The sequence below is a fragment of the Lacticaseibacillus parahuelsenbergensis genome, from assembly GCF_030770265.1.
Classification (GTDB): Bacteria; Bacillota; Bacilli; order Lactobacillales; family Lactobacillaceae; genus Lacticaseibacillus; species Lacticaseibacillus casei.
Map to the genome: position 1 here is coordinate 2,396,294 of NZ_CP132482.1, position 12,647 is coordinate 2,408,940.

At 49.6% G+C, this 12,647-nt stretch carries 10 protein-coding genes; 4 read left to right on the plus strand and 6 right to left on the minus strand.

Annotated elements, in window-relative coordinates; all coding sequences use genetic code 11:
- Positions 1-29 precede the first annotated feature (29 nt).
- The 4 genes from LACPH_RS11195 to LACPH_RS11210 form a co-directional block, all read right to left on the minus strand.
- The gene (locus LACPH_RS11195; protein ID WP_306386966.1) at positions 30-1,406 is read right to left on the minus strand and encodes a class II fumarate hydratase; all 1,377 of its coding nucleotides are present in this window, start codon (positions 1,404-1,406) and stop codon (positions 30-32) included.
- Positions 1,407-1,556: 150 nt separating this feature from the next.
- The gene (locus LACPH_RS11200) at positions 1,557-2,312 is read right to left on the minus strand and encodes a hypothetical protein (RefSeq protein WP_306386967.1); all 756 of its coding nucleotides are present in this window, start codon (positions 2,310-2,312) and stop codon (positions 1,557-1,559) included.
- 217 nt (positions 2,313-2,529) lie between these two features.
- Positions 2,530-2,670: a hypothetical protein gene (locus tag LACPH_RS11205; protein WP_306387720.1), complete on the minus strand. Its 141-nt coding sequence runs from the start codon at positions 2,668-2,670 to the stop codon at positions 2,530-2,532.
- Entirely contained in the window at positions 2,657-4,264 is a 1,608-nt protein-coding gene (locus LACPH_RS11210) for an Nramp family divalent metal transporter (RefSeq protein WP_049171922.1), read from the minus strand. The genes LACPH_RS11205 and LACPH_RS11210 overlap by 14 nt, the downstream gene beginning before the upstream one ends.
- Positions 4,265-4,956: 692 nt before the next feature.
- On the opposite strand from LACPH_RS11210, the gene LACPH_RS11215 reads away from it, so the two are divergent.
- Together LACPH_RS11215 and LACPH_RS11220 are read left to right on the plus strand one after the other, a co-directional pair.
- Positions 4,957-7,674, plus strand: coding sequence for an HAD-IC family P-type ATPase (locus LACPH_RS11215; RefSeq protein ID WP_306386968.1), 2,718 nt, complete (start codon positions 4,957-4,959; stop codon positions 7,672-7,674).
- Positions 7,675-7,962: 288 nt separating this feature from the next.
- Positions 7,963-8,328 carry a hypothetical protein gene (locus tag LACPH_RS11220; protein ID WP_306386969.1) on the plus strand — a complete coding sequence of 122 codons (366 nt, stop codon included), beginning with the start codon at positions 7,963-7,965 and terminating at the stop codon, positions 8,326-8,328.
- A 236-nt stretch (positions 8,329-8,564) separates the two neighbouring features.
- On the opposite strand, the gene LACPH_RS11225 is transcribed toward LACPH_RS11220, so the two are convergent.
- Entirely contained in the window at positions 8,565-9,935 is a 1,371-nt protein-coding gene (locus LACPH_RS11225) for an MFS transporter (RefSeq protein ID WP_306386970.1), read from the minus strand.
- Between the two features lie 35 nt (positions 9,936-9,970).
- Positions 9,971-11,500: a multicopper oxidase family protein gene (locus LACPH_RS11230; protein ID WP_306387711.1), complete on the minus strand. Its 1,530-nt coding sequence runs from the start codon at positions 11,498-11,500 to the stop codon at positions 9,971-9,973.
- A gap of 135 nt (positions 11,501-11,635) precedes the next feature.
- On the opposite strand from LACPH_RS11230, the gene LACPH_RS11235 reads away from it, so the two are divergent.
- Both LACPH_RS11235 and LACPH_RS11240 read left to right on the plus strand, forming a co-directional pair.
- Positions 11,636-11,836 (plus strand): hypothetical protein, encoded by a 201-nt coding sequence (locus tag LACPH_RS11235; RefSeq protein WP_010492431.1) that lies wholly within the window; start codon positions 11,636-11,638, stop codon positions 11,834-11,836.
- A 123-nt stretch (positions 11,837-11,959) separates the two neighbouring features.
- Positions 11,960-12,589: a cation efflux transmembrane domain-containing protein gene (locus LACPH_RS11240; protein ID WP_306386971.1), complete on the plus strand. Its 630-nt coding sequence runs from the start codon at positions 11,960-11,962 to the stop codon at positions 12,587-12,589.
- Positions 12,590-12,647 lie beyond the last annotated feature (58 nt).

Here is a 12,647-nt window from a genome sequence, read left to right on the forward strand (position 1 = left end):
AGTAATCGTTGCAATCGTCATGACGCGTGTCAGATGCCGGTCATTTTAGCAGGATCCACCCAAGCATCGAACTGGTCGCTAGTGACATAGCCGGATTTAAGCGCGGCGGCTTTGAGGTCGGTTCCTTCACGTTCAGCTAGCTGCGCAATTTCAGCGCTTTTTTCATACCCAATGTGCGGCGTGAGGGCCGTTACTGTCATCAGCGAGTGCGCCACCAGTGCTTTCATTCGTGGCGCATTCACGGCTAGCTGAGCTACCAGCTTGGTCGTAAAACTCGTCACGGTTTGGGTGAGCAGCGTGGTTGATTCAAGGAAAGTGCTGATGATCACCGGTTTATAAACATTCAGTTCGAAGTTACCTTGGGAAGCCGCGACGGCAATGGTGGCGTCGTTGCCCAACACGCGCACAGCCGCCATGGTCAACGCCTCGGCCTGGGTTGGATTCACCTTGCCTGGCATGATCGAGCTGCCTGGTTCATTGGCCGGAATGGTCAGCTCCCCATAGCCTGCACGCGGACCGCTGGCCAGAAACCGAATGTCGTTAGCAATTTTCAACAAGTCAGCAGCCAAAGTTCTGATGCCGCCATGAACCAGACTGATTTCGGAATGCGCCGCCAAAGCCGCAAACTTATTGGTCTGCGCTGTCAACGGCAACCCATAAACATCGCTCAACCGGCCAGCAACGATTCGCCCAAAGTTTGGCGCTGCATTTAGTCCCGTTCCCACCGCGGTTCCGCCAATGGCTAGCCGAAAAAGAGTCGGCTGCAACTGCTTGATTGCCGCCTGATCATGGTCCAGCATGGCCGCCCACCCACTGACTTCCTGGCCAAACGTCATTGGCGTTGCATCTTGCAAATGGGTGCGGCCGATTTTGACTGTCTTGGCATATTCGGTGGCCTTAGTTTGCAAAACTGCGTGTAATTCTGCGACTGCCTTCAGCAATTCATCCACAGCCAAGGCTGCCGTGATGTTCATGGCCGTTGGAAAGGTATCGTTGGAACTTTGGCTGCGATTCACATCGTCGTTAGGCAAAATCGGCAAATCGGGATTGAGCTTTGCTGCCTGATGACTGACAACCTCATTCACATTCATATTCGTCTGCGTACCGGAACCGGTTTGGTAAACATGCAACGGAAAGTCCTGACGTAACTGGCTATCCGGCAAGGCCAGTAGCGTATCCACCGCGCGGGTAATGAGTTGACCCTTAGGCGCAGGCAAAACGTCGGCCGCCACATTGGCGCGTGCTGCCGCTTTTTTGATTTGCAGCAACGCTTTGATCACCGCCAGCGGCATCAGCGGACCCGCCTGAAAATTGTGCCTGCTACGCTCGGTTTGCGGCCCCCACAAAGCAGTCTCTGGAATTTCAACTGGTCCTAGTGTATCTGATTCGGTGCGTGTTTTTGTCATCCTTGCCTCCGTCTGCATCGCCACCATGCCTGTCGCGAGATTGATAGTCCTATTTTACACGATCCGCCCACCAAGCGAACCCTAGTAAGCAAAAAAGTGCGCCGCAGAAGCTGATTTTTCCAGACTTCAGGCGTACTTTTACAAATAATTTCAGTGTAATAGTGCCGCAACGAGCTGGGCGGCATCTTTTTTTAATTCAACGGAGGACGAGGATAAAACCGATAAATAATAATGAAGCGGATCAGCTTGCGGCGTTGGCATTCCGGCGTGCAACCAGCGGCTAACCAAGGCTGGGTCGGTTGACCAGGTCTGAATGCTAACCACGCGGCGATCAGGATAATCCGGCGTTGAACCCGCAATTTTGAGCGCTAATTCGGCTTTCAACAAGCGGTCATAAGCTAATTGCGAAACGGCGTACATGAGCGGCTGGTCACTGCCGAATGTTGCGGCTTGCAGCATGACCACGCCTTCTGTATGAAGCGGAAAATTCTTGCGATCCACCCCGCTCAACTTCAATAATTCGGCAAACGTGCCAGCATCATAGGTTCGGCTGGCCCGCACCGGTGACGCCATGATGCCGTTAAATTGCTTGAAAATCTGCCAAGGCGTTTGCGCTAAGTGGTAGTGCTTGTGAGTTTGCTGTTGATCCGAAAGCAACGCCCCACAAGCCTGAAGCTCCCACCGCGCTCTTTTTAAGGTGGTGCGATTTTTGATCCCTGTCAGTGGCGCAAAGGTAGCAAAAAAATCCTTGCCACCACGAAAAATCGTACGCTGTTCGTAACTACTCTCCACATCGAGATGATCAGCATACATCAACCCAATCAGCAAATCCGTTGCGTGTTGCGACAACATAGCTGTCCCTTCGTCTGTTTCAACATCATTCCCTAATTCTTTCGACGATTCCATTCCATCCCCACTTTCATCCTGCATCATTCAAAAAGCCGCCCTGATCACGTTGAGCAGATCAAGGCGGCTTTTTGAATATACAACAATGCTTAACAACTATCTCAACGATCTTTTGGCGTTAACGTATCAACCCACCCAATTAGGATTTGGAGTGTGTGGGCCTTGAGCGAAATGGCCGGGCTTTAACCATGACGATCAAGTGCCATGATCAGGTCGATTAAACACGTTCATGCGCATGGACTTGGGTTCGCGTATGTTCCAATCCGAGAATGGCAAATAGCCACGGATCGTAACCTACTGACTCTTCAATTCCATCGCAACTCATCACCAAAGATGCAACGAGATTATTGTACGTCATCACTTGCCTTCGCCTCTTTTGCATCGGCTACAGCTTCCAGATGCGCTTCGTAGCGCTTGTTCCCTTTGTAAAGATCCCAGACAGTCCAAGCTAACAAAGCAAGCACCGCAACAATCAGAGCATACGCGATGTCGTTCGCAATGGTAGTTTGCGTAGCCGTTGGATGGTCACCGAAGAATCCGGCGATTGAATCTGGCAGGCCTTTAAGGTTCAGATAGGTCAAGCCGAGAACGGAGATCCAGCCAAGCACTTTGACCCAGCCAGTGTTCTTAAACCGATCACCCATTTCGACTTTACTATTGGTAAACATTAACAGTGGCAACATTGAGAACGGTAGCGCGAAGGCCAGGAAGACCTGCGAGTTATTCATCAATGTATTGAGTGCCTCATGTTGCTGAATCGGTGTTTCTCTGGCAGTCAACATAACGCAGACAATAACCGGAATGACGGAGATAATCCGGGTAACCAGACGGCGTGCCCACAACGGCATCTTCATGTGAATGAAGCCTTCCATGATAACCTGCCCAGTTAACGTACCGGTAATGGTTGAATTTTGACCTGATGCCAACAGTGCAACCGCAAACAGGATGGACAAAATACCGGACTTGGCAACGGCAATCAGAACCCCATTGCTAAGGGTCGAGGAATCTGATAATGCTTCAAACAAACCGAAGAAGGAAGGATCTTTAACCGCACCGCTCTTGAAGACCGCAACCCCCATGACCAGCAGCAAGCAGTTAACAACGAACGCAAATGATAACTGGATATTGGAATCCCATGCGGAGAACTTAACCGCTTGGGCCACATCATCTGGGTCGTGGTGATCGATTTTCCGTGTCTGGGAAATCGCGCTGTGCAGGTATAGGTTATGCGGCATAACCGTCGCACCAATGATTCCCAACGCCCCTTGAATTGGACTCATGCCATTCACTGAAGGTGAGTTGGCGAAAGTTTCGCTTGTCGGAATGAAACCTTTTAACAATGCCCCCATGTTCGGATCCGATAAGGCAACTTGATAGATGAACACGAACAGGATGACAAGAATAAGTGCAACAACAATGGCTTCGATTTTGCGGAACCCAATCTTGGTCAGTAACAGTAATACCAAGACATCGAGCACCGTAATCAGCACCGAAATGACTAGCGGAATGTGGAACAAAAGATAAAGCGCGATGGCGGCACCGATAACTTCAGCAATATCAGTCGCCATGATCGCTAACTCTGTCAGAATCCATAAGACAATCCCTAATGTCTTCGAAGTTCTTGCCCGAATCGCCTGGGCAAGATCCATTTGACTCACAATGCCAAGTTTAGCTGCCATGTATTGCAGCAACATCGCAATCAAACTTGACATTAGGATAACGGAAATCAATAGGTACTGAAAGTTTTGTCCCCCGGTAATGGAAGTGGACCAATTACCTGGATCCATGTAACCAACGGCAACCAGCGCCCCTGGCCCGGAATAAGCAAATAGCGTGCGCCAAAAGCCTTTCCCGTGCGGTACCTCGACAGTACCGTTAATTTCTTCCAATGATGGCCCATTCGCGTATTGGATGAGCTTCATGGAATGTTTCTTCTTGTGATCATCACTCACAATATGTCTCCCCCTCTTGAAGTCGCTTGCTGGTGCAGGAGATTGCGCCGGTAAGTGCTTTTTGTAGACGCGTTCACTGGCGTAGAAACCTCCATGTAAGGACCTTGACCGCGATGGCCTAAGCCCCGGGTCATTGCGGTTGAGGGCACTTACACTCCAGCTTCTAACCGCGCCAGTTCACGCTCTCTTCTTTAAAACGCGTTCACCAGCCCAGAAACCTCCGTGTAAGGACCTTTGGCTTAAATGGCCAAAGCCCAGCCATTTAAGCCAAAGGCCACTTACACTCCGGTTTCTAACCGGGCTGGTTCACGCTCTGAAAAAAGTTAAGTCCCTGGGGAACAAGGCCTTTTAGGTCTCCCTAACTTAATCCTCTAATAGAATATGCCTTGAAGCTGATATCGTCAACCGTTTCATGAAAATAATTTGTATTTTCAGTGAACAAATTGTGATTAGTTAATTTAATAATGCTACCTCAAGAATGCCGATTTATGGGCATTCCACGGCTTTTCCTTGCCCAGCTTGCTTTCAGAAAACTTTTTTCAATTTCACCGTGACCCTTTTTTAAAATTTGAAAAATGCGAAAATTTTCCTGCGTATTAAATCAGTTATACAAATTTATTGCATCAGGTTTAGGCATCCCATATGATAAGGATAGTAACAGAAAATTTATATCACGAAATGAGGAATTACGTATGGAAGAAGTTCCTGACGCGCAACCGCCCGCCACGGCACACAGTATCAAGGATCTGCAGCAGCAGTTGCAGGTCCCATCCCTTGACCACGGTCTCTCTAAAGCCGAGGCCGCTGAACGTTTAAAAGCCAATGGCCCAAATGCCATTGAATCGCATCCGACGCCCAAATGGCTGATTTTTCTTCGGCAGTTCAACAACCTGATCATTTATATTCTGATCATTGCCGCGATTTTGACCACGGTTATTGGCGATGTTACCGATACTTCGGTCATTGTTTTGGTGATTATCGTCAACGCGATCATTGGCTACTATCAGGAAAGCAATGCCAGCGATTCGCTTGAGAAAATCAAAAAAATGCTGGCACCTGAAGCCACTGTCTATCGGGATGGTGAGCGTCTCGACATCCCCAGTGCGGATTTAGTGGTTGGCGATGTTGTGTTCTTAGAAGCCGGCGACAATGTACCTGCCGACTTGCGCCTCGTTGATATAGACAACCTCACCATTCAAGAAGCCGTCTTGACCGGTGAGGCCAATTCTGTCATTAAGACCACTGCCACGCTGCCGGCTGATACGCCGCTTGCCGATCAAAGCAATATGGCTTTTGCTTCGACAGCCGTTGCAGGTGGTAGCGGCATCGGGATCGTGGTCGCCACTGGCCACGACACGGAATTCGGTAAAATTTCCCAAGCCGTTTCTGACGTTCGCAAAGGCCGCTCCCCGATGATGCGTGAAATTGATGGCATCGGGAAAGGCATTTCATATGCGATCATCGCTGCGGCGGTTCTGCTCTTCATTTTCGGCCTGATCATCGGCAAGTACAGCCTGCCTGTGTTGGCACTCGCCATTGTCACGATGGTCGTCGGCTCGATGCCAGAAGGCTTGCCGGCCACCACTTCTGTTATCTTGGCCATGGGTGTTTCCAACATGGCCAAAAAGCAGCACGTCATCGTCAAAACGTTACCGGCTGCCGAAACTTTAGGCTCCGTTGATGTCATCTGTACTGACAAGACCGGTACGCTGACCAAAAACGAGATGACCATTACCACCGTTGTCACGCCAAAGGCTACCTATGAGGTCAGTGGTTCGGGTTACACGCCGAAAGGAACCTTTACCCTTGCAGGCAAAACGATTCAGCCGACCGCCCATCCGGATTTAATTGCTTTGTTGACGGCCGGTTTTGAAGCGAACGACACCGAGCTGCATCAAGAAGACGGCCGGTATGTGATCAACGGCGAGCCTACTGATGGCGCTTTTCTCACTGCCTATTACAAAGTCTTTGAAAAGGATCCGGACAATACTGAACGCGATTTAATGCCGTTTGATTCCAACAATCGCTATATGGCCAAGTTGACGAAATGTGCTGACGGGAAAACCCGCTTATTCGTTAAAGGATCCCCAGACAAGCTGCTGCCCTTAGTGGCAATTGCTCATCCGGATTTTGACACCGACCATTATTTAAAGTTAACCAGTCAGTTCAGTGTCCAAGGCCAGCGTGTCATTGCCGTTGCCGAAAGTATCGTCGCGCCTGACACAACCGAAATTACGCCAGCGCTATTAAACCAAGGGCTCGATTTTCTGGGGCTCACCGCGATCATTGATCCGCCGCGTGAATCGGTCATCTCCGCGATCAAACAAATGCGGCGTGCTGGCGTTAAAGTCAAAATGATTACCGGCGATCATCCAGAAACGGCGCTGGCAATTGCACAGAAACTGGATATGGCCGATTCTCCAAAAGCCATGACTGGCGCTCAGTTAGCCGCACTATCAGATGAACAGCGGCAACAAGCCATTCTGGACACCGATGTTTTTGCGCGAACCACGCCAAAAGATAAACTAACGATTGTGACCGCCTTACAAGATGCCGGCAACGTCACCGCCATGGTTGGCGACGGCGTCAATGATGCACCGGCCCTCAAAAAGTCAGATGTCGGCGTTGCTATGGGCCAATCCGGAACCGATGTCGCCAAAGATGCGGCCGACATGGTTTTGACCGATGATCGCTTTGCCCGCATGGAAACGGCGATTGCTCAAGGCCGCCGGATTTACCAAAATATCAAGAAAAGTATTTTGTTCCTGCTGCCGACATCGTTTGCTGAAGGCTTGGTGATCGTGTTCACCATTCTGACGCAACAAGCCATGCCATTGCGTGCCAGCCAACTATTGTGGATTAACATGGTCAGCGCGATTACCATCCAGTTTGCCTTCATCTTCGAACCCGCCGAAGCCGGCACGATGGATCGTCCGCCGCGAAAGAAGAACGCTTCGATGATGCACAAGCACGATGTTTTCCAGATTGCGTATGTCGCCATGATGATCGCTGGTATCGGACTGTGGGCGTTTGATTGGTTGACTGCCAACCATTTGACCGACCGCGTAACTGCCAGCACCATGATGGTCAACATGATTGTCTTAGGTAAAATCTTCTACCTCTTCAACATCCGCACCAACACCTTGGCGCTTTCCAAGAACTTCTTCAGTAACCCTATGGCGTTTGTCATCATCGCGGTCATGTTGGCTCTCCAATGCTTCTTGACTTACGTACCGTTTATGCAGGATATTTTCCAAACCGCGCCTATGTCTTGGCGGGAATGGGGCTTGGCAGTTGCGGCGGGATCCATTATCCTGATCGTCACGGAAATCGATAAAATCATTCGCATCCGATGGGACCGGCTGCACGGACATGGTACCTTCCCTTCTGTTTCCAAAACCAATGAATAATGTTCGGACGCCCTAAACTTTTTCTTTTCTTTTTGCGATAACAATGGTAATAATATAAGTAAGGTTTCCCTAACAAACCTTATGCGTATTCAGAAAACCCGCCGAGTTGGTTAATTATCCCCCGACTTAGCGGGTTTTTTGAGTGTTTCTTTCTTTTCAGTGCCAGTGACGAGGTTGAGCACATCCGCATCGTGTTGCCGAAAAATATTTCAGGCAATCCTAAATTCGGCCTTTTAAATAAAAATACAGCTGGTATACTGTAGGTGAAAAGAAGAGGAGCTGATCGTTTTGAAATTGTACCAAGGTCTCACGCAAGTCCAAATTAACGAAGAATTTGCTGGTGAAGCAAGTGGCTATAAGATTACCACGACCCTTGATAAATCGCTGAACTACGAGCCAACGATTTTGTATCAGTATTTGGATACCGTTTTAAGGCCAGGCAGTCGGCATGACCAAAATAATTTGCGTTATGTGACTGATCCGGCGTTCATCGGTGAAAATTTCGATTATCAAAGCGTTCCTTTCACCTCGCATATGACTGATTTCGATGAAAAAATGGCATTTGCACGCAAACTGGTTGCCGACCTCAACCGTCATTTGTCAGTCAATATTAAACCGGCCGACGCGGAAATCGAGTTGGTTTTTGTTGACTGAAGCAACCGCGTTACCTCCTTTCCTAGTCGCATCACGGCTTCTCTCCTGATCACTGCGGCTAAGTCATTCAGTCAAGCAGCTTAGTTGCAACAAAACGCCGCCTAACTTTTTCGGGTTAGGCGGCGTTTTGTTCATACAGGTATGAAAATGTTTTTAAGTCTAGGTTTTACAATACGTAAAGACGGCTTTCTTGCGCAGGGATGTTACCCTCGTGAAAGGAAGCCGTCTTTGTCGTCTTATTGCGCCTTTGCGACCGTTTTCGGCAACGTCAACGCCAGTAACAAGCCGATGAGTCCCACACCGGCAAAGACAGCAAAGGTGACAACGAACCCGCCAGCATTGCTGTGCAGCGTCGTTTGCATGTTAGCCAGCAGGACCGTTGCAAACATGACGCCTGCCGAACCGAACAGCTGCCGGGCGGTCGTGGTGACGGCGGTGCCATCCGCCACCAAGTCATTCGGCAAGGCGTTTGCACCAGCTGTCACTGATGGCATCATCACAAACGCATTACCGGCTTCCGTCGCCATCGCCAGCACGATAGCGCCGATTAACGGTAGATGGCGGGCAAAAATAGCCAGCAAGCCAAAGCCGCCGGTAATCAGAACCATCCCGATCATCGCAACCAGTCGCGGCCCAAAGCGATCAAGCAACCGACCGCTAACCGGGTTAAGCAGACTCAACAAAACCGCTGCCGGAACCAAGGACAGTCCCGAAACCAGTGGCGATAAGCCTAACAGCGTCTGAAAGTAAAGCGGCATTAGAATTGTCGTGACAATTAACCCGATATAGGAAATGCCGGTTAAGAACACCGCTTTAGTAAACATTCCGGTCGCAAACACGCGCATTTGCAGCATCGGTGGCTGCCGGCTTAACTGTCGGACCACGAAAATACCTGCCGCTAAAATGCCTAGAATCAACAGGCCAACAACCCCGGCATGTAAGCCTTGTTTTGACCAAGCGCTCAGAGCGTACAACAGGATTGGAAAACTGGCAGACAAAATAAACGAAACCCAGTCCAATCGGGTTGGCGACATCGGCATCACCGAAGCAATCGTCACCGTCGAAACTGCCAGCACCAACAGCGACACGATCAGGAAGAATAAAAACAGTGCCTGCCATGGAAACCAAGTCAGCAGTACCCCGGAAATAATCGGGCCGACTGCCAACGCTGAGCCCATTACCAAGCCGGCGGTGCCCATCACTTTGCCCCGTTCCGAATGCGGTGTAATCGTCAACAAGACCGTCTGGAAGCTAGGAAAAATAATCCCGACAGCAACTGCCTCAAGCAACCGCCCGATCATCAAAACGGTAAAATTCGGCGCCCAGATACATAGCCCGGTCCCGATCGCAAAAATCAGTTCAATCGCCTGAAATAACCGTTGAAACGGAACGTTATGCAAAAGCCACGGGCTAACCGGAATCATTAACGTCATCACCAGCATAAAACCGGTTGTCAGCCACGCGACCGTATCCGCGCCTAAGCCAAATGCCTTCATAAACGCCGGATACGCGGTACTCAAAGAAGACTGCGAAATTGACATCGAGAACGTTCCTGTCAGCAAAGTTGCCACAAACGCACCGCGATGTCTTATCGTTGAAACACTCATAACATCATCGATTTCTATTTAGTATGGTTGGAGCCTCACATTTTCATGCCCATTTTTTCATAGGACTGCATACCGCCCATCCATAATTCAGATGGCTTGATGCCGCGCTCTTTTGCCAACGCCTTCATCAACGTATCCATGTCCATCAACTTATATTCCTGTTTTGGCTTATTCGGATCAAACGTTTCGATTTGCGCCATCATGCCGCCATCTTCATGCTCGAGGATGTGGCAGTGATACATGTAAACGCCGGGCAAATCAAACCGAACCAGTAGCCGAACCGTTTCACCTGGGTTAACGCCAATGGTATCTTTGTAGCCATGCTCATTCGGATAAGGTGCGTGACCGTTGCGTGACAGAACCAAAAATTGCGTGCCATGCACATGGAACGGGTGAACCATACCCGGTGCCTCATTACTGTTGGTGACATCCCAATACTGGGCCTTGCCAATCGGTTGAGTAGCGTCAATTCGCTGCATTTCAAATTTCTTGCCGTCAATGGCGACACTTTCATCCATCCCCTGCATGACCACGTGCCGAATTGGCAAAGCAGGATCCACTGCCGGTGCGTTCACGGTAAATAACTTATCCGGCAACTGATTGTGATCTGGCTTAAATGCATGAATCCGGAACTTTAAGATTGGCACGTCATCCGTGAACAGGGTCACCTCGTCGCCTTCATGATATTGACCAAAATCAACGATGACCTCGTCCCGCTCGGCACACGTCATCATCAAATGGGTCAATGAAACTGGTTCGGGCAATAATGAACCATCCCCGCCAATCTGGGTAAATGGCAGATCATCGGAAAAATGCAGACGCCATTCACGGCGATTGGCACCGTTCAAAAAGCGTAACCGAACTTTTTGCGTCGTCACGTCAAAATAAGGATTAACCGTCCCGTTGATCATAACAGTCGGGCCGGCAACTCCATCAGGATCATAATCAGCGCGGTAATCCCACTGATTATTCTCATGAAAGCGCCGATCCTGCAAAATGACCGGAATGTCATCCACGCCATAATTCCGTGGCAGTGGCAGACGCTCCTCATGGTCATCTTTGACAATGACCATCGCCGCAAGCCCATGCCATACCTGCTCCGCCGTTTCCGGACACGGATGAGCGTGCAGCCACAGCGTTGTAGCCGGTTGATCCAGCGTGAAATCAATTTGCTTGCTTTCACCAGGATAAACCGGCGCGTGGCAACCGCCGTCCACATACGGGCCACTCACATCAGCCCCATGCCAATGAAAAGTTGTCACTTCTGGCAACGCATTTTTCAGCGTGACGTGAACGTGCTGACCACGGCGATAGACAATGGTCTGCCCCAACAAGCTGGCATTGTATCCCCAAGTCTTGGTCTTGGGTCCCGGCAACAGTTGCGTCTCACCCGCTTCTGCCGTGACTGTGTAATAAACATCAGTTGCCGTTTCTTTGTCAGGCTTCAACAAAGGCGGTACGTTCAAGGGTTTGGCTGGCGCATCGCTTACCTCAAGCGGCACATAGCCGCCATCGTGCAAGTCAAACGCCGGCTCATCAAAGAAATAGTCGGTATAGGTTTTCATCATCGGTCCCCCCCCTTAATTTGAATTTTAGCACTTTTTAGGGTTGCCATAAATACAATTTAGAATTAATCTAAACTAGGCGCGTATCCATCAGCGTCGTTTGGGGAACTTTTTTTGAAAAAGGAGGAAATGAACATGCAAACAATGTCAAAGTCAATGGGCTGGTTCATGCTGGCCCTCAATGTCGTGTTGCTGGTGCTAATTGCTACCATGCACAACATGGCTGCGATGTGGTTAATGGGTATTATCATGTCGCTTGATGCCATCTCGGGGTTAATCTCAGCCTATCACGCTGACCGCGAAACGCATCATCAAGGCCACGCTCCGCAACATTAATGTGCCCAACCAGCTGTCCGATTTCGGCCATCGATGAACCCCTCGATCAGTTATATATGTTGACACATACATATGTTAAATGTATCATGTGTTAGCAATCAAGATAAACAAGGGGGGATGAGCATGCAGCCACTTTCCATTACTGAAAAGCATGATATGACCGCAGCCATTCGGGTTGAATACTTCTCGACGGCTTGGATGGCTTTTGAATTCATCATCGGTTTATGGTCAGGTCTTCAAGCCGGTTCGATTCTATTAATCGCGTTTGGGCTAGATAGTTTTCTTGAAATCATTTCGGGAGCAACCTTAATCTGGCGACTTAAAAAAGAAAACAGCAGTGCACCCGCGGCAGTTGTAGCCGCGGCTGAACGGCGCTCGAGTCTTGTGGTCGGCAGCGTTTTGCTACTGCTGAGTCTTTATGTGATCGGTGTTTCCGGCTTCAACCTTGTGACCCATGCTGCGGCCGAAAGCAGCTTTAGCGGGATTGGAATTGCCATTGCCTCTGTGTTGTTGATGCCGATTCTGACGTTGAAAAAACGCCATCTTGGCCAAAAGCTGGCTTCTGCAGCATTAGTCGAAGACGGCATGTGCAACATCACCTGTGCGTATATGGCCGCTACGGTTTTGCTTGGCAGTTTGTTAACCTGGCTGCTTAATTGGTGGTGGGCTGATTCAGTGGCTGCCTTGATTCTGGTTTACTTTGTTGCGAGTGAAGGTTGGGAAAGCCTACAAACGGGATTAGACCGTGATTGAATTCATGGTTCATTACCACCTCGAATCAAAATGACCTTAAAGTAACATGTCTTGAATG